Origin of the sequence: Enterococcus sp. DIV0546 (assembly GCF_051712785.1) — a bacterium.
Lineage (GTDB): Bacteria > Bacillota > Bacilli > Lactobacillales > Enterococcaceae > Enterococcus > Enterococcus faecalis.
In genome coordinates this window covers 406,585-423,809 of the sequence record NZ_JBIOPO010000001.1, presented here as the reverse complement: position 1 = coordinate 423,809, position 17,225 = coordinate 406,585, and the positions used below count along the sequence as shown (strand labels likewise).

Annotated in this window: 17 protein-coding genes; 5 read left to right on the top strand and 12 right to left on the bottom strand. The window is 38.9% G+C overall.

Annotated elements, in window-relative coordinates:
- Positions 1–196: 196 nt before the first annotated feature.
- Positions 197–1,060, top strand: coding sequence for an RluA family pseudouridine synthase (locus IGJ24_RS02115; RefSeq protein WP_164980808.1), 864 nt, complete (start codon positions 197–199; stop codon positions 1,058–1,060).
- Positions 1,061–1,185: 125 nt separating this feature from the next.
- Here IGJ24_RS02115 and IGJ24_RS02110 read toward each other — a convergent pair whose 3' ends face one another.
- The 5 genes from IGJ24_RS02110 to IGJ24_RS02090 form a co-directional block, all read right to left on the bottom strand.
- Positions 1,186–1,740, bottom strand: coding sequence for a GNAT family N-acetyltransferase (locus IGJ24_RS02110; protein ID WP_002367997.1), 555 nt, complete (start codon positions 1,738–1,740; stop codon positions 1,186–1,188).
- Positions 1,741–1,763: 23 nt separating this feature from the next.
- Positions 1,764–3,272 carry a phosphomannomutase/phosphoglucomutase gene (locus tag IGJ24_RS02105; RefSeq protein WP_192190242.1) on the bottom strand — a complete coding sequence of 503 codons (1,509 nt, stop codon included), beginning with the start codon at positions 3,270–3,272 and terminating at the stop codon, positions 1,764–1,766.
- 33 nt (positions 3,273–3,305) lie between these two features.
- Positions 3,306–3,761: an arginine repressor gene (argR, locus tag IGJ24_RS02100; protein ID WP_129193925.1), complete on the bottom strand. Its 456-nt coding sequence runs from the start codon at positions 3,759–3,761 to the stop codon at positions 3,306–3,308.
- A gap of 141 nt (positions 3,762–3,902) precedes the next feature.
- Positions 3,903–5,420: an ABC transporter permease/substrate-binding protein gene (locus tag IGJ24_RS02095; protein WP_289865513.1), complete on the bottom strand. Its 1,518-nt coding sequence runs from the start codon at positions 5,418–5,420 to the stop codon at positions 3,903–3,905.
- Positions 5,421–6,374, bottom strand: a complete 954-nt coding sequence (locus tag IGJ24_RS02090) for an ABC transporter ATP-binding protein (protein ID WP_438775347.1) — start codon at positions 6,372–6,374, stop codon at positions 5,421–5,423.
- A 236-nt stretch (positions 6,375–6,610) separates the two neighbouring features.
- On the opposite strand from IGJ24_RS02090, the gene IGJ24_RS02085 reads away from it, so the two are divergent.
- A complete protein-coding gene (locus IGJ24_RS02085) occupies positions 6,611–7,630 on the top strand; it encodes an acyltransferase family protein (RefSeq protein ID WP_289865510.1) in 1,020 nt (339 codons plus the stop codon).
- A gap of 182 nt (positions 7,631–7,812) precedes the next feature.
- Here the strand turns inward: IGJ24_RS02085 and IGJ24_RS02080 are convergent, their stop codons facing one another.
- From IGJ24_RS02080 to IGJ24_RS02065, 4 genes are all read right to left on the bottom strand, one after another.
- Positions 7,813–8,046, bottom strand: coding sequence for a hypothetical protein (locus tag IGJ24_RS02080; protein WP_129193922.1), 234 nt, complete (start codon positions 8,044–8,046; stop codon positions 7,813–7,815).
- 143 nt (positions 8,047–8,189) lie between these two features.
- Positions 8,190–9,605 carry a dipeptidase PepV gene (gene pepV, locus IGJ24_RS02075; protein ID WP_002358655.1) on the bottom strand — a complete coding sequence of 472 codons (1,416 nt, stop codon included), beginning with the start codon at positions 9,603–9,605 and terminating at the stop codon, positions 8,190–8,192.
- 133 nt (positions 9,606–9,738) lie between these two features.
- A complete protein-coding gene (locus IGJ24_RS02070) occupies positions 9,739–10,473 on the bottom strand; it encodes a pseudouridine synthase (RefSeq protein ID WP_010822534.1) in 735 nt (244 codons plus the stop codon).
- A gap of 108 nt (positions 10,474–10,581) precedes the next feature.
- On the bottom strand, positions 10,582–12,231 hold the full coding sequence (locus IGJ24_RS02065) for a putative polysaccharide biosynthesis protein (RefSeq protein ID WP_002364837.1): 1,650 nt from the start codon (positions 12,229–12,231) through the stop codon (positions 10,582–10,584).
- Positions 12,232–12,434: 203 nt separating this feature from the next.
- Between IGJ24_RS02065 and IGJ24_RS02060 the strand changes: the two genes are divergently transcribed.
- Positions 12,435–13,961, top strand: coding sequence for a UDP-N-acetylmuramoyl-L-alanyl-D-glutamate--L-lysine ligase (locus IGJ24_RS02060; protein ID WP_002363136.1), 1,527 nt, complete (start codon positions 12,435–12,437; stop codon positions 13,959–13,961).
- A 65-nt stretch (positions 13,962–14,026) separates the two neighbouring features.
- Here the strand turns inward: IGJ24_RS02060 and IGJ24_RS02055 are convergent, their stop codons facing one another.
- Positions 14,027–14,599, bottom strand: coding sequence for an alpha/beta hydrolase (locus IGJ24_RS02055; protein WP_002358653.1), 573 nt, complete (start codon positions 14,597–14,599; stop codon positions 14,027–14,029).
- A 30-nt stretch (positions 14,600–14,629) separates the two neighbouring features.
- Between IGJ24_RS02055 and IGJ24_RS02050 the strand changes: the two genes are divergently transcribed.
- Positions 14,630–15,604, top strand: coding sequence for a ring-cleaving dioxygenase (locus tag IGJ24_RS02050; RefSeq protein ID WP_002382960.1), 975 nt, complete (start codon positions 14,630–14,632; stop codon positions 15,602–15,604).
- Positions 15,605–15,716: 112 nt separating this feature from the next.
- Positions 15,717–15,890, top strand: coding sequence for a hypothetical protein (locus IGJ24_RS02045; RefSeq protein WP_002355495.1), 174 nt, complete (start codon positions 15,717–15,719; stop codon positions 15,888–15,890).
- A gap of 75 nt (positions 15,891–15,965) precedes the next feature.
- Here the strand turns inward: IGJ24_RS02045 and IGJ24_RS02040 are convergent, their stop codons facing one another.
- Together IGJ24_RS02040 and IGJ24_RS02035 are read right to left on the bottom strand one after the other, a co-directional pair.
- The gene (locus IGJ24_RS02040; RefSeq protein WP_025189908.1) at positions 15,966–16,436 is read right to left on the bottom strand and encodes a C-GCAxxG-C-C family protein; all 471 of its coding nucleotides are present in this window, start codon (positions 16,434–16,436) and stop codon (positions 15,966–15,968) included.
- A gap of 52 nt (positions 16,437–16,488) precedes the next feature.
- Positions 16,489–17,217 carry a YebC/PmpR family DNA-binding transcriptional regulator gene (locus IGJ24_RS02035; RefSeq protein WP_002361233.1) on the bottom strand — a complete coding sequence of 243 codons (729 nt, stop codon included), beginning with the start codon at positions 17,215–17,217 and terminating at the stop codon, positions 16,489–16,491.
- Positions 17,218–17,225 lie beyond the last annotated feature (8 nt).

Here is a 17,225-nt window from a genome sequence, read left to right as displayed (position 1 = left end):
TAATTGCTTACGTTTAGAAACGAGTCTTTATTTAGCCTCTATTCTATCATGATTTTCTTCGTTTTTTATGTAAATTTGTTTAAGAATCTCTCAAGGAACTGCCTTTCTAACAAATTTCAGCTTTTTTTCCGTTCTGACTTGACCTTTTGAGCAGCTTTGTTACACTAAATAGCGAATCAGTGAAAGGTGGGATTTGGTGGAATATTCAATGAGATTACCTGAAGATTTTTCAACAATGACTGTAAAAGAACTATTAGAAAATGAGTGGCTAGTCCCTCGAAAAGTGCGCCATTTTTTACGCACGCGAAAAAATGTCAAAATCAACGGAGAAACAGCTGCTTTTCATTTTCCAGTCCAAGCTGGCGATTGTGTCACCTTAACGTTTGAAGAAACCGATTATGTACGTCCCACTATTCATTTGGGGGAAGCAACGCGTGTGAAGGTTCTATATGAAGATGAACATTTAATGATTGTAAATAAACCTTATGGCATTAAAACCCATCCAAATCAGCCACAGGAAACAGACACCTTGTTAAATCATGTTGCTGCCTATTTAGCTGAGAAAAATCAGGTCCCTTATGTCGTTCATCGATTAGATAAAGAAACCAGTGGTGCGATTGTCTTTGCTAAAAATCCTTTTGTCTTACCTATTTTAGGGCGTTTATTAGAAACAAAACAAATTTACCGCCAATATCAAGCGATTGTGGCTGGTCACTTTAACCAAAAAGAGCAGACAATCAATCAGCCGATCGGTCGTGATCGACATGATCGCCGGAAACGACGGATTGATCCTCAAAAAGGGGATTCAGCGATTACACATGTCCAAGTGGTCCAAGCTCTTTCTAATAATCAAACTGCAGTTACCTGTGTTTTAGAAACAGGTCGGACGCACCAAATTCGGGTCCATTTAGCTAGCGAAGGGCATCCAATTATTGGTGATCCGTTATACAACCCAAAATCGCAGGCAGCTCGTTTAATGCTCCATGCTTCACAACTTCATTTACTCCAGCCGTTTACAAAAAAACAAATCGTTGTGACTGCAGCGCCTGGTCTATGGTAAAAAAAGTAGAAGAAATCGGACGGTAACCGCCGATTTCTTCTACTTTTTTTATTTTACCGCACATTCACTGTTGAGAACGGCATATCTGCGTTTGCTCAGTGTCTTGGTGTTAAACAGTTCCTGAGCTAACTCTCAGCCTTAATCATTTGTAGCCACTCTTTTTGTAAAATTCCGTAATTGTAGATATCCAGCCATTGGCCATCTTGAAATAACGCTTCTCTATCAATTCCTTCTTTTTTGAAGCCTACTTTTTCATAAACATGAATCGCTTTTTGATTGTTACTATTGACAGCTAATCTGATTTTGTGCAAGCCCAATTCATAAAAAGCAAATTTACAAATTAAAGACACCGCCTCAAAGCCATATCCTTGACCACGTTGCTCTTTTTGTAAAATAGCAATCCCTAAATTGGCCCCTCTATTTTTTAACTGTACATCAGACAATGAAACCCAACCAATAAATTCCTCTGTCGTATTTTCTAAAATAGCAAATAGAAATCGATCATCTTCTCCTTTATTAATCGTGAAATCTTTCCATTCTTCAAGCCCCCACGGATGTAAAGCATCCCAGCTCAAATGCCGAAGCAATTCATTATCCCACTGCTGTTTTGCAATATGTTCGATATATTCTTCTCTAAAATGAGAAAAGCCAATGTGTTTTCCTTTTAAGACATTTTCCATAAGAACACCTTTAATTTCCTAGATTATTTTTCTATTTGCTGACTATCTATTTCCTCATATTTTTGTAAAAAAGTGGCAATTTTTTCGATGACACACGCATTTTTATCGCTTTGGTCATTCTCTACCTGAAGAACAAGCAACGGTTCATGCAGACTTAAGCGTAGTAAAAACCACCCACTGCCATATTGACCAGACACGTTTCCCCGAACACCTTCTTGGTTTTCACGGTCCACAGCAAAGTCTACTTGATTTTCTACAAACAATTCAAAGTCTCGCAAGACTTGTTGCCCATAACAAGTAACATCCTCCGCAGTAATTTTGAAGCGAAATTCGTTGGTTTCTGCCGGTTGCTTCAATGTAGCAATCAGATCTCCTAACGTTTGATTATTTTGTTTCAATTCTGGTAACAACATTAAAATTTTCGCCACGACATATGCACCATCATCCAGATTGTAGTTTTCTTGAAACGCTGCATGACCACTGGTTTCAATGGCTAACGGTGTCTGAAAGCCCCCATGATTCAATTCAATCATTTTATTAATGACATTTCGGTAACCAGAAATATAACGAATCTGTTGGCCGCCTTTTTCTTCAATAAATGTTTTTAAATGACTTGAGGTTGGCGAATTTGTCACAATATAACTACCAGGCGCTTCTTTTAAAACAATTGCCGCTAAAACAGCAATTAAATTATTTCGGTTTAGTACCTCACCTGATTGGTCCACCACGGCCGAACGATCTACATCTGTATCAAAAATAATGCCCAAATCTGCTTGATTAGCTAAAACAGCCGTTTGAATACTTTTCATTGCTTCAGAATTATCTGGATTAGGTACATGATTAGGAAAATGCCCATCTGGTTCTAAAAACTGTGATCCCGTCGTATCAGCGCCCAAAACTTGAAGAACCTGCTCCGCAAAGAAGCCCCCAGCCCCATTACCCGCATCAACGATAATTCGAAAGCCCTGTAAAGGTTTCTCTTCGGACGAATGAATTCCTTGGCGGATTTTTGCCACCAAATGCTCCGCATAAATTGGCAGTAACTCTTGCTTCATCAGTGTGCCATTTTCATTGGCTGTCAGCGGATCAGTATGAGATAAAATATACCGAATATCTTCTTTCTCTGCTCCACCTTCTGCTGTGAAGAACTTCAAGCCATTAAAATAGTAAGGCAAATGGCTAGCTGTAATCATAATCGCTGCATCACATTGAAGCGTTGGAAATTGAGTAGCCATAAACATAGCAGGCGTCGTAGCTAAACCAACGTCAATCACCTGAATACCTAATGAAAGAAACGTATCTACTAATGCTTGCTTAATCGGCTCCGCCGTTAGACGACTATCATGTCCGATTGCAATTGTCAGGCGCTGTTGTGCCTTTCGTGGCAGCTGTTTTTTGTCCTGTAACCAACGAACCACGCCCACCGCAATCTCGGCTACTGCTGTTGCGGTTAATGTTGCAGTTTGCTCTTCCGTATCCAAAGCAATTCCCCGAATATCCGAACCATTTTGTAGCGCTTTCAATTCTACCAAGAAAAAAACTCCCTTCTATTGATGCTTTCAATTTTAAAAAATCATATTTTCGATACGTTCGATAAAGTGTTCCGCATCCTCTTCTGAACGTGTAATCACAATAATCGTATCCGCACCAGCCACTGTACCCGCCACTTCTGGATAAGCTACTTCATCTAAAAAGTTACTCACCACATCGGCATTTCCCATCTCTGTATGCAAGATGACAATAAATTGTACTCGCTCCATTCGAACAACTGAATCTTTTACTGATTCTCGTAATTTCTCTTCACTGCTTGCGCCTTGTGCTTGAGAAAAAATTGCATATTTGACACGACCATCTGCACCATGTGTTTTAACAATACTCATTTCACGGATATCTCTTGAAACAGTCGCTTGAGTGGCTCGGACGCCAAGTTCTTCCAAACGAGTGATTAATTCATCTTGTGTTTCAATTTCTTGTTGCATAATTAATTGTTTAATCAAACGTTGACGTTCTGCTTTTTTCATATAGACCACTCCTCTCCATTCATTTCTTTTATTATATCCAAAAATGAGTAAAAATACAGGTACTTTTCACATTAAACTCTTTATTTATCTGAAAAAGACTGGATAAATGTTTATATACCAGTCTTTTTCAGTAAAAAATACTTATTTAAGAAGATTCTTTTCTTTTAAATAGTCTTTCGCCACTATGCTAGGATCTTGCCCCTCCACATTGACTTGATAATTCATTTCACTCATTTCTTCTTCGCTAATTTTTCCTGCCAATTTATTCAATATTTCTGCTAATTCTGGATATTTTTCCAACGTTGCTGTTTTTATAAGTGGTGCTCCTTGATAAGGCGGAAATAGCGCTTGATCATCTTCTAACGTTACTAAATCGTATTGTCTCAATTCACTATCCGTTGAATAGGCATCAATCACATTTACCTCACCATTATTAATCGCTTGATAGCGTAACGCCGGTTCCATCGATTGGACATTCAGATTTAAATGATATTTTTCTTGTAATCCCTTATAACCATCTTGCCGATCAATAAATTCTAACGTAAAACCTGCTTTCAACTGATTGCTAATTTTCTGTAAATCACTAATCGTTTTTAATTGATGCGCTTTTGCAAATGAGCGCTTAACTGCGACGGCATACGTATTTTCATAGCGCATCGGTTTCAACAAAGTAAGGTTTTCTTGTTTTTTCAAGCCAGCGCGTGCCGCTTCATAGACTACTTGAGGTTGATTGTCTAGCTGAGGAGGATTTTTTAAAAAGGTTTCGATTACTGTTCCTGTAAATTCCGGATAAAGATCGATTTCATCTGATTTCAAGGCATTATATAAAAAAGTAGTCTTGCCAAAGTTTGGCTTTAACGTCACCTGAATGTCGCTATTTTCTTCAATTAAGGCTTTATACATATTAATAATAATATCTGGTTCCGCTCCTAATTTGCCAGCAATTGTCAGCTGTTTTTCCTTTGAAGAAGTTTGTTGATTCCAGAAAAATGAACTACCTAACAAAAGGCCTAAAATAGTACCGCCAATGATTAGTCGCCGCCCATTCGCTTTTTCCAACCAATGAATTCCATAATTAAATAAGACTGCTAGTGCAGCCGATGAAATGGCTCCAATAAAAATCAACGATAAATTATTTCGATCAATTCCTAATAAAATGAAGGTCCCTAAACCACCTGCTCCAATTAACGCCGCCAACGTGGCCGTACCAATAATTAAAACGGTAGCCGTTCGAATCCCAGAAATAATAAATGGTAACGCCATTTGCAACTCAAACTTAAACAGTTTTTCTTTTTTACTCATCCCAAATGCTTCTGCGGCTTCTTCTAACGAAGGATCAATTTCCGTCAAACCAGTATAGGTGTTTTGTAAAATTGGGAATAAGGCATAAATCACTAGCGCAACAATTGCCGGTGGTCGACCAATACCAATTAACGGAATCAGTAAGCCTAGCAAGGCTAAAGAAGGGATTGTTTGGAAAATCCCAGTCACTTGTAACAGACTTTCCGCTAACTTGCGATGACTCGTTAAATAAATGGCTAAAGGAATTGCAATCAATGCAGCGAATAATAACGAAATAAAGGACAATTGCATATGCTCGATTAACGCTTGCAGATATTCTTCTTTTCGAGCGAAAAAAGTTTCAATCAGTGCTTGCATCTACTGTCCCTCGCTTTCCAACAGTTGTTCCATAAAACGAGTAATCGTTTTTGAGGTGATACACCCTAAAACTTGTTTTTTTTCTACTAAATTTGCTTTCTCTTGCGCATTAATGAGTTGGACAATCTCTTTTAAATTGGTTTCCATGAAAACAGTCGGCACTGGCTCAATCGTCTCATCTGCGGCTTCTAAAAATGCAGTCAAGTCAGCGCCACAATAGTTCGCTAGTTCTGGCGAAGATTGTTTGAAAAATTGACCGACAAAATTATTTTTCGGATGTTTTTGAATGGCTTCTGGCGTATCGACTTGAATAATTTTGCCAGCGTCCATAATACAGATGCGCTCTCCTAACAGTAAAGCTTCATTCATATCATGGGTCACAAAAACAATGGTACTCACTAATTCCTGATGAAGTTCTTTCACCAAACGTTGAAGATGATGTCTTGAAATCGGATCTAGCGCGCTAAAAGGTTCATCCATTAAAATCACTTCTGGTTCGGCTGCAATGGCGCGTAAAATCCCGATACGTTGTTGTTCGCCTCCTGAAAGCACTGCTGGCTTACGATGCAGATATTCCTCAGGATCCAGCTGAACTTTTTTCAATAGTTCAATGGTTCGCTCTCTGCGTTGCTCTTTGGGCCATTTTTTCATTTCAGGAATCAACTCAATATTTTCCGCCACGGTTAAGTTAGGAAATAAGGCAATTTGCTGAAGAACATAGCCAATTTTTAGTCGTAATTCACGTAAAGGGTAGTTGGTTACCGCTTGTTCATTGAGAGCCACTTCACCTGTCGTTGGCTCAATGAGCCGATTAATCATTTTCAAAGTCGTCGTTTTTCCACTACCACTCGGCCCTACTAATACAAAAAATTCGCCTTGTTGGATTGTTAAATTCACATCGGACAAAACAGCATTTTCTCGATATACTTTTGAAACATTTTGAAATTTTATCATTTATTTTCACCGCATCTTTCACTTCTTAATAAACAAAATCTTTGGAGGATCGTCACTCTTTCAGTATAATTTAAGACTAACATCCTGCCTAATTTTTTGTTTTAAGCGCAAGTATGTGGGGGCTCATTTAACGGCTGCCGGTTCGTATCTACAATTATCTACTCAATGAATGGAAAAATTGTCCTCTTCTGCCTTAAACAAAAGTGAACTGTTTTCTACTAAAAGGAGTGATCGTTATGGAAAACGACAAGCGAATTTATAAATGGGACAACGTGAAACTTTTTTTAATTTTCTTAGTGATTTTTGGGCATATTTTAGATCGTGAAGCTTCTCCTTCACGACTCATGGAAACGATCAACTTTTGGATCTATTCATTCCATATGTCAGCCTTTATTTTTGTCTCTGGACTCTTTAGTAAACATGCCATTAAACGACGAAAATATCTCCGTTTACTTTCCTTTGTTTGGCTTTATCTCTTAGCGAAGTTGTTGATTACACTTGCTAATTTCGCCTTTGCAAATAAAATGAATTTTGATTTACTGAACGAAACGGGCGTTCCTTGGTACTTACTTTCCTTAGCAAGTTTCTACTTAATTACCATCTTTCTTCAGCGCGTTCAGCCGAAAATCATGTTGCCCATCATCATTGTTATCGGCTGCGCCTCAGGCTATTTGCCTGTGGAAGGTTTCTTGTCTTTAGGACGGACTCTGGGCTTCTTTCCTTTCTTTTATTGTGGCTACTTAATGGATATTCAAAAGCTACAAACCTTTTTAGATCATCGCAAAGTCAAATGGGCAGCGATAGGCGTAATTTTAAGCTCCTTTTTATTTGTAAATAGTCAATGGTCATTGGCAACGAAATTTTGGGGCTTCTTAACTGGTTGGGCTTCCTACGCTGAAATTAGTCCGGCCTTTGAATACAGTAGTTTCATTCAGCTGTTCTTTTACGTTGCTGCAGCGTTGGTGTCTCTTTCTTGGTTTGCATTATTGCCTAAACGAAAGTTACCTTTAAGCGCCCTCGGAAAAGATACCCTCTACCCTTATCTCTTGCATATGCCCTTAATTATTCTGTTGGAAAGTGGTTTGCAATTAGACACACTCTTTAAAGAATGGTTTACTTTCCGAATCCTGGCACTTTTCTTCTTAGCCCTCTTCATTTTAGCTATTACGAATATGCCTGTGGTGAAACGGGGAGCGGATTATCTTTTTAATCCAATTGCGTATGTGTTGCCAAAACAATGGTTAAAAGTTAAATAAAAAAAGAAGAGCGTGGGACAAAAATCACTTTGGATTTTTGCTCCACGCTCAAAAACTGTTAAACGGCGAGAGTTACAATGTTTCACTGTGAAGCATGAACAGATGAAATCATCGTACCTACTTGGTTCTTGGAGCTAAACAATTTTGTCTCAGCCTCCACTTTTATCTCAGATTTTTTCCAACTATTGAAACAATCCTTTAATTTTATCAAACAAACCATCGGTCGTTGTATCAGCTAACATCGCTGTAATTTTATGATAGTGTTCGCCTAATTCATCTTTATGTTCTTCAATGAATTGTTGCGCATGTTCCACGTTGCCTTCTCCAATTAAATCTTTTGCTTTTTGAACTAGTTCTTTTACGTTCATCTTCACACGTCCTTTGATTAAATAGTTAACAATAAGTGTTTCACTCATTGCGTTTTCTCCTATTTATCGTATCGTGGGATCCCTTGATTTGCAAGAAATTTTCAGTAAATTGACGGTTCTGATTTTGGGTTTTTAAAAGGCAAAAATTGCAAAAAAAGCTGTTTTCGAAAATCGAAAACAGCTTTTTTACTTTACTTCGCTAAACGATAAATCGCATCTGCATAAATAGCAGCTGCTCGGAATAAGTCATCTAATTCCATAAATTCGTTGGCTTGGTGCATTGTGTCTGTGTAGCCAGGGAACATTGCGCCATAGGCAACACCACGTTTTAATAAACGGCCATAAGTACCGCCACCAATGATTTGTTCTTGGCCTTTTTCGCCTGTATGGTCTTCGTAAACTTGTAGTAACGTTGCCACCAATGGATCATCAACTGGCACATAATGCGGTTCTTGGTTGCGATCTCCTTGTGTTGCAGTGACCGTTTCACCGACTGTTGCTTGAACTTTTGCTTGTAATTCTTCTGCTGAAGTTCCTTTTGGATAGCGGAAGTTTAATGTTACTAAGCTATTTTCAGGATTTTCTGGATCAAAGTTAACAATCCCAGCGTTCATTGTCAATTTACCCATTTTTTCGTCTTCAAAAGCCACGCCTAATTTTTCACCATAAAAATCTTCATGGATAAATTCAGCAATGGTATTAATAAAGCTATATGCGCCTTCTGCAAAGCTGTAATCATTTAAGAAAGTTGCCAAGAAAGTCGCTGCGTTAATTCCAGATTGTGGGCTAGCCCCGTGAGCACCTTTACCAACTACATGGAAAGTCACTGTTTTATCTGAAAGTTCTGCGTTACCTGAAATTTTTGCTTCTTGTTTGATGAATGTTTCAAAGCTAGCAGCTAGTGAAGCCGCTTCGTCTGCTGAAGCAGCCGTTACAACAGCATCTGCTGTTCCCGGAACCATGTTTTCACGTAAACCAGATTTGAAGCTTTCTAATTTATAATCAGCGCCGTTACCGCCTCGGAAAGTTAAACGAATAGTCACATTTCCTTTTTCCCCATTGATAATTGGGAACTCAGCATCTGGTGAGAAACCAAAGTCTGGCGCTTCTTCATGTTGGAAATAGTAATCCATATCGCCCCAGCCGCTTTCTTCGTCACTTCCTACTACGAAACGAATTTTTTTAGACACGGGTAAGCCTAATTCTTTGATAATTTTCATTGCGTAATAAGCAGCCATACTTGGACCTTTATCATCGCTTGCACCACGTGCATAAATTTTGCCATCTTTAATGACTGGTTCATAAGGATCTGTTTCCCAACCATCACCAGCAGGAACAACGTCCATATGACCAAAAATTCCTAACGTTTCGTCGCCTTCACCATATTCAATGTGTCCAGCGTAATTGTCGACATTTTTCACCGTAAAGCCATCACGTTCACCATAAGCTAACATGTGTTTTAAGCCAGCAACTGGCCCAGGTCCAAAGGGCGCTTCAGGTGTTGCTTGTGCATCATCACGTTCACTGTTGATCCGTAATAAGTTTTGTAAATCTTCTAATAAGTCGTCTTTACGTGCTTCGACTTCTTTTGTCCAATCAATTGTCATTTGTTGTCACTCCTATTCATAAAGTTCTACATAGTCAATCATACCATTTTATGCAGAAAAAGAAAGAAACCCGACACTATTTTTCGAGAAAATTTTTATCTTTTCCGCAGAAAGGGCTGGGTTTTTGTTTATTTTAATTGAGGTGTGATTGTTTAGGTTGTAGTTGTTGCAATTCGGCTTCTGTTAAGGGCCGATATTCCCCTAGTTCTAACGTTTCATCCAACCATAGTTCGCCCATTCGTAATCGTTTTAAATACGTCACAGGTTTGCCTACAGTGGCTAACATCCGTTTGACTTGATGGAATTTTCCCTCTTGAATCACTAAACGGACTACGGAAGTCCCTTCTTCCTCATTGATCGTCTCAATGACTAAACGACTTGGTTTAACTATTTCTCCATCTTTCAAGGCAAATCCTTGCGCAAACAGTTGACAATCTTCCGCTGTCACAAGTCCCTCAACTTCAGCTAAATATTCTTTATCCACATGCTTTTTGGGTGATAATAATTGATGCGCTAACTGGCCATCATTTGTTAATAGAAGCAAGCCTTCGGTATCTTTATCCAAGCGACCAACTGGGAACAAGTCGGCACGGTAATCCTGATCAGTTAACAAGTCAATTACCGTTTCATCTCGCTGATCTTCCGTCGCAGAAATGACACCTTGTGGTTTATGCAACATGTAATAAAAGAATTTCTGATACGTAAGAATTTCTCCCATCAAGGCAATTTGATCTGTTTCTTCATTTACTTGTGTTTTGGCTTCTTTTACGACGTCACCATTCACCGTAACGACTTTTTTCTTTAACAATTGTTTGATTTCTTTACGACTACCGATACCAACATCGGCTAAAAATTTATCTAAACGCATCGTCATTCCTCTTTCCTTTAAAAAAATAGCTTGGGACATAAATCGAATCGATCGATGTCTCAAGCCTTGTCTCTTAAGAGAATCTGCTGAAAGGAGTTCAATCAGCTATTATTTAATATTGAATTTTGCACGTAATTTTGCGGCATTTTTCCCTAATAAACGATCAGCTAAGCGAATCTTCAAGACCGAATAGCCATAAAAAGCGCCTCCTGCAGCAGCCACAATTACAACGATAATGAAGGCTTGGAAACGTCTAGTTGGATCTAAAAATAGATACAAGAACTGACGGAAAATCAAAGCGATAATCATCATGATGACTGTAATACAGAACATTAACAATGTTCGCCGTAAGGTTAATTTGTAATTAAAACGTGTCACTTGACGAATTCTTCTTAGAATCAATACGCAAGAAACCGTAAAGCCAATCATCGTTGCTAATAACGGACCGTAAACTTCAAATAAACGGATTGCGGGGAATTGCACGATTAATTTCACTGCTAAACCAATTCCTAAATAACGCATTGCGTCACGATTTTCATACATCCCCATCAACATATTTGACACTAACATATACAAGCCCAAGAATAAACTAGCGTAACAAGCTTGCACTAATAAAGAAGTACCTAAAGCATCTGGCATGTAAAAAACAGTGTATAGTGGTTGCGCTAAAACAATCATACCGAACGTTGCTGGCAACATTACAAACACAAAAAGTTGTAAATTATTACTAATCAAACGCGCTAACTCACGGTGATTTTTTAAGGTGACCGCTTCTGTAATTAACGGCAATCCAGTAGCCGAAATCGAAGTCGCTAAAGCCACGACAATCATGGTTAATTTGTCCGGATTGGCATTAAAAATACCGAAAAGCTCTCGTAACTGGGTATCTGAATAATCCGTAAACAAACGCATAAAGTTTGAGAAAGTAAACTGATCGACAAGTTTAAAGACCGTCACCCCTGAACCAACTACGATAAAAGGAATCGCCTCTTTAAAAGTTTCAATCAATAACTCTTTTGGAGCAATTTCATGTTCATTGGCGCTGTGTTCTTCTAAATAATCAAATAATGGTTTTTGTTTGTACATGTAATAACCTAAAACCGCAAAACTTGCGAGCATCCCAATAAATGCCGCAAAAGTGGCTTGGGTCACCGCTGTAACGTAATTACCTTCAAAGACTTTCATGATAATAAAAGCGGTTAATAACATGTAAAACACTCGTGCTACTTGTTCAACAATTTGTGATAAAGCAAAGGGCATCATTTCTTGGTTTCCTTGGAAATAACCGCGAATGACACTCATGCTTGGGAAAACTAAAACGGCTAAACTTAATGAACGCATTGTTGGAACTAATTCAGGACCTCCGCCAGACAAAGCTGCTAATGCCGGAGATGCCAAATACATCACAATAGCAAAAACCACACCTAAGCCACCCATTAGTTGTAAGGCACGATAAAAAAGCTGTCGACTAATTTTATATTCGTTCAATGAATTATAATGCGAGGTCTGCTTGGCAATCGCACCTGGAATTCCGGCGGTAGAGATCATTAGGAATAAGGCATAAATCGTATACCCCATTGAAAACAAACTGTTCGCTTCGTTTCCGTGCTCGCCCATCCAAGCGTACCAGGGGATGATGTAAATCGCCCCTAACATGCGGGAGATAATATTACTAGCTGTCATCCAAGCTGAGCCTTTGACCATTTTTTCTTGGTTCGTCAGGATTGGTTGATCAACTGAATTTGGTTGATTGATCATTTTGTCCTCCAATATTCTTTGAGTATGCTTTCTTTATTTTAATTGTTCATCTTGGGATATGCAACGACTTTCTCGAAGAATTATCCTATTTTAACATTTCTCATGGATTTTCTCACGCTAACGAGATGGTTTTTTTAAAAGAAAAATAATGCTATAATGACATCAGTTTTGAAATTTCGTTGAAACGTTTGGAGGCAAAAAAAGTGACGATTTCATTATTCGCAATTCGCGATTGCTTAGAAAAAGAAGATTTATTAAAAGAATTTATTTCACCAGAAGGCTGGCACTTGACCCTTTCCGACACGTTAGGTCAACGAGAAGTAACGGCTCTTTCTTACGATTCGAGAGACGTAACAGCAGAAACACTCTTTTTTTGTAAAGGATTAAACTTTAAAGAAATCTATTTAGAAAATGCTGTAAAAGACGGCCTAGAAATCTATGTTTCTGAGGTGCCTTATGAGGTTCCGGCGCAACTAGGAATTATCGTGACTGACATTAAAAAAGCAATGGCTGTGTTAAGCATGGCTTTTTATGATTATCCACAAAATAAATTAAAACTGATTGGCTTTACTGGAACCAAGGGTAAAACAACAGCGGCTTATTTCACCAAATATATTTTAGATGTTGCTACACAACAAAAAACAGCCTTGCTTTCTACCATGAATTCGACATTAGATGGCAAAACATTCTTTAAATCTGCCTTGACTACACCCGAATCTTTGGACTTGTATCGAATGATGGCAACCGCTGTTGCTAACGGGATGACTCATTTTATTATGGAAGTTTCTTCCCAAGCCTACAAAACTAATCGTGTCTACAAGTTATTTTTTGATGTCGGCATTTTTTTAAACATTACCCCCGACCATATCAGTCCAATTGAACATCCAACCTTTGACGATTACTTTTATTGCAAACGTCAATTGATTACACATTCTAAAGTCATTGTGTTGAATCACGAAGCTGATTATTTTCCATTACTTAAAGAAACCGCACAACAGCAAAAAGTCCCTGCCATTGTCTATGGCAGTCAGCCAGCTTCAGAAGTTGACTATTCATTCGCTGTTTCTTCAGATGATTCCTTACGTTTTATCGTTGAAAGTCCTGCAGATGCGTTAGGATTGGCCGGCTCTTATCACCTTCGTTTAGGTGGTGATTTTAACAAAGGTAATGCGTTAAGCGCGGCGATCGCTAGTGTCCTTGTGGGAGCTTCAAAAGAAGAGTGTCAACAAGGGATCGCAGCAACCACCGTCCCTGGCCGGATGGAATCTTTAACGAATACCAACGGTGCAACCGTCTATGTTGATTACGCTCATAACTATGACAGTTTGAAGAATCTTTTAACCTTTGTCCGTGAAGAACATCCTGACGGCCGCTTAATTGTTCTTGTCGGTAGTACGGGAGACAAAGCGATTTCTCGCCGCAAAGACTTTGGTAGGGTTCTTTCTGAATTGGCTGATGTTGCAGTCCTAACAACCGATGACCCAGCCAGTGAAGATCCAGCAAAAATTTGCCAAGAAATCCAAGCCCATATTACCAAAGAAATGCCTGTTTACACCGTTTTAGATCGTGGCGAAGCAATTGCTCACGCATTATCTTTAAGCACAACGGCTGATGATGCGATTGTCTTAGCTGGTAAAGGTGCCGACCTTTATCAAAAAGTAAATGGCGTAGATGAACCTTACGCAGGAGACTTTGCCCTTGCGGAAGCTTTCATTAATAAAAAGAACTAAATTATTTAAACACACATGAAAAAACAAGCTGCAACCACTTATCAGCAAAGGTTGCAGCTTGTTTTTTAAAGAACTTCTTTTATTTTCGTTACTTCTTCTTCTGATAAGCCATGACCGCCATCCACTAGTAAAAAGTCGACTGGAAAATGTTTCTTTAATTGATTAGCTAAAGAAAGAACTTGTCCCGGAATACTCAACTCATCCTGAGCCCCTGTTGTGACAATCACTTTTGTCGCAAACTCACCAGATACATATTGATAGCCTAAATTGCTTGGATGCAGTAAAATAACAGTGTTAGCAATAGTCGGGTTCTTTTCTAACAGGCCTAAAATAAAATTGGCACCGTTAGAGTACCCTATAAAAATAACTTCATCGTATAACTTTTGCGGTTGCCAAACTTCTTCTAGAAACGCCGTCACTCGCTCATCAAAGTTAGCACGAGGTAATGCTCCATTGACTAATGGCGCAAAAAAGCGTCGCTGTTCGCCTACACCTTCTGTCCCTAAGTAACTTAGAACACTCGCTTCTGGATAAAGGGTTGCGATGGTCGTTAATAATTGATATTCATTGCCACCAGTACCATGGAAAGCGACAACTAATTGATTAGGTTTCGACCCTTTTTGAAAAAATTGTTTCATTTAATAAACCTCCAAGAAAGGAATTTTACTATGTATGCACAAATTCATCACATCTCTATTTTAAATCGATTGATAAAGCCTACATTTGACTTCTATCATAATACACTGGGATTAAAATTACTAATGAAAACGATCAACCAAGATGACCACACCATGTATCACTTGTTTTTCTCAGATAATGAGCAACGAACAGGTACCGAATTAACTTTTTTTGAATTGAATGATGGCCAAGATCAATCCTTTGGGACAAATACAATTGAACGAACTATTTTAAAAGTACCAACGCGCGCCTCTTTGGATTTTTGGGCAGAACGTCTTGAGCAAGCGGGTATCTGCCACTATGGTGTGGAAACATTTAACCAACACCCAATTTTGCGTTTTGAAGCGCCCGATAATACGCAAATGGCGCTTGTTCCGTTACGTGAATTTGAAAATGCGGAAGATTATTTTCCAGCTGAGCATGCTGAAATTCCAGTAGAACATGCAATTTTAGGCATTGATGCAATTCAATTACGCGTCCAATATGCCGCAGCTACCAAACAACCTTTAGTGGATTATTTACATTGGCATGAAAAAGAAACAGTACCTTTTTTTGAAACTGCACATGAAGTAACTGTTCTGGAAAATCATCATCCACAGTTTTATCAAGAGGTTCATATCATTGATGACCGAACCAATCCGCTTGCCATTGAAGGAATTGGTGGCGTTCATCACGTCGCCTTTGGGGTGGAAGATACGCAAGAATTAACGCAAGTTGATAGCCTGTTGGATGAAAAGAATTTTACAAACTCAGGAATTAAAGACCGCGAATTTTTCAAATCATTGTATTTTAGAGAACCGAACCACTTGTTATTTGAAGTAGCCACACAAAAAGGCCTGCTAGATGCCGAAGCCTATGAAAATCAAAGCTCAAACTTTGATGAAATCCCCCTTTATTTGCCTCACTTTTTGGCAGATCAAAGAGAACGAATCGAAGCGATTTTAGCACAACAACGCCATGAGTAAACAAAAATAGCGGTTAGGACCGCTATTTTTGTTTTTTAATATCCTATTATTGCCCTTTTTTGAAAAAAAGGAGTACACTAATAGTAGATGAACTGCGCAAGGAGGTGAGTACATGTTATCTAAGGAAGAAGTTCTACACTTATTGAACGAAGCAAAAAAAGAAGTCGATCGTTTAGAAACAAACCGCCAAGAAGATTTAGGTAATTCAATCAACTATATTGAAAATGAATTACAGCTCCAACGTGTCTTATCTCAAGTGGAAGCTTATGAAAAAGTACTTGGTTAATTGATTACGCATTAAATGAGAGAGGAGCAACCAGATTCATTCACCTGAATCTGGTTGCTCCTCTCTCATTTTTTACTAGACTAATTCGTAAGCAAGTTCTCGTGCAATAATTTTTGCGGTTGTTTCAGCGATTTCTCCAGTAAAGCCAATGCATTGTTCCATATGCTCAGGTGAACCCATCGTCATTTTACTTGTCAAAATACTGCAGCAAACCACTCGATGCTTTTGTCGAAAACTTTGATGCAATTCGTTGGCTAAAGTCATCGTTTTATTTACTTGTTCTCCTTTGGCTTCTGTCCGACCAAAAAAGTAGCCCAGACACATAACCCCGCCTGAAAGAGCACCACAAATACACTTCGCTCCTCCAACACCTACAGGAAACCCAGAAGCCATGGCAACAGCTTCAATGGGAATCTCCGCATCAAAGTGTTGCCGAATGGTCGCCACAATCGCTTCCGAGCAATAAAAATCACCGTTACGATAATAGGCTTCCGCTTCTTCCCTGATTGCTTGTAAACAAATTCTCTTTTTCAAAATGCCCTCCATTCTGTATCCGCTTTCATTTTATGAATAAAAGGACGCCAAGCATCCCTTTATTTTATAGATTTTCTGCAGAGGTAAATACTTCTGACACATCATCATCGTCTTCTAACTTGTCAACCAAGCGCTCTAATTGCGCTTTTTGTTCATCGTTCAAGGTTAGTAAGGTTTGCGGAACCATTGTTAATTCAGCTTGTGCTAATGAATAACCTGCTTGTTCTAAAGCATCGCGAACCGCTGTAAAATCTTCTGGTGCTGTGTAAATTTCAAATACTTCTGGTGATGTTTCTAAATCCTCGCCGCCTGCTTCCAAAACGACTTCTAACATGTCGTCTTCCTCAATTGCATGATCTTCTCGCTTAATGACAATATAGCCTTTACGATCAAACATATAATTCACCGAACCCGTTTCACCTAAAGAGCCACCATTTCGAGTAAACGCGACGCGAACATTGGTGGCCGTTCGGTTGCGGTTATCTGTTAGTGCATGAACTAAAACTGCCACGCCACCTGGCCCGTATCCTTCATAAGTTACCTCGTCATAATGTTCCCCTTCACCAGCACTACTGGCTTTTTTTATGGCGCGAGCAATATTATCATTGGGCATATTGGCTGACTTAGCTTTATCGACTGCTAAACGTAAAGCAGGATTCATTGCGGGGTCAGGGCCACCTGCTTTTGCCGCCATATAGATTTCCCTTGAAACTTTTTGGAAAATTTTCCCACGTTTGGCATCTTGCGCATTTTTACGCCCTTGAATGTTGCTCCATTTGCTGTGTCCTGACATCCTTGATT

Bases quoted from the DNA above. Each gene is read 5' to 3' on its own strand.
- IGJ24_RS02110 (WP_002367997.1), bottom strand. From the start codon at position 1,740: ATGGAAAATGTCTTAAAAGGAAAACACATTGGCTTTTCTCATTTTAGA.
- argR (WP_129193925.1), bottom strand. From the start codon at position 3,761: ATGAAAAAAGCAGAACGTCAACGTTTGATTAAACAATTAATTATGCAA.
- IGJ24_RS02095 (WP_289865513.1), bottom strand. From the start codon at position 5,420: ATGCAAGCACTGATTGAAACTTTTTTCGCTCGAAAAGAAGAATATCTG.
- IGJ24_RS02090 (WP_438775347.1), bottom strand. From the start codon at position 6,374: ATGATAAAATTTCAAAATGTTTCAAAAGTATATCGAGAAAATGCTGTT.
- IGJ24_RS02085 (WP_289865510.1), top strand. From the start codon at position 6,611: ATGGAAAACGACAAGCGAATTTATAAATGGGACAACGTGAAACTTTTT.
- IGJ24_RS02080 (WP_129193922.1), bottom strand. From the start codon at position 8,046: ATGAGTGAAACACTTATTGTTAACTATTTAATCAAAGGACGTGTGAAG.
- pepV (WP_002358655.1), bottom strand. From the start codon at position 9,605: ATGACAATTGATTGGACAAAAGAAGTCGAAGCACGTAAAGACGACTTA.
- IGJ24_RS02070 (WP_010822534.1), bottom strand. From the start codon at position 10,473: ATGCGTTTAGATAAATTTTTAGCCGATGTTGGTATCGGTAGTCGTAAA.
- IGJ24_RS02065 (WP_002364837.1), bottom strand. From the start codon at position 12,231: ATGATCAATCAACCAAATTCAGTTGATCAACCAATCCTGACGAACCAA.
- IGJ24_RS02055 (WP_002358653.1), bottom strand. From the start codon at position 14,599: ATGAAACAATTTTTTCAAAAAGGGTCGAAACCTAATCAATTAGTTGTC.
- IGJ24_RS02050 (WP_002382960.1), top strand. From the start codon at position 14,630: ATGTATGCACAAATTCATCACATCTCTATTTTAAATCGATTGATAAAG.
- IGJ24_RS02045 (WP_002355495.1), top strand. From the start codon at position 15,717: ATGTTATCTAAGGAAGAAGTTCTACACTTATTGAACGAAGCAAAAAAA.
- IGJ24_RS02040 (WP_025189908.1), bottom strand. From the start codon at position 16,436: ATGGAGGGCATTTTGAAAAAGAGAATTTGTTTACAAGCAATCAGGGAA.
- IGJ24_RS02035 (WP_002361233.1), bottom strand. From the start codon at position 17,217: ATGTCAGGACACAGCAAATGGAGCAACATTCAAGGGCGTAAAAATGCG.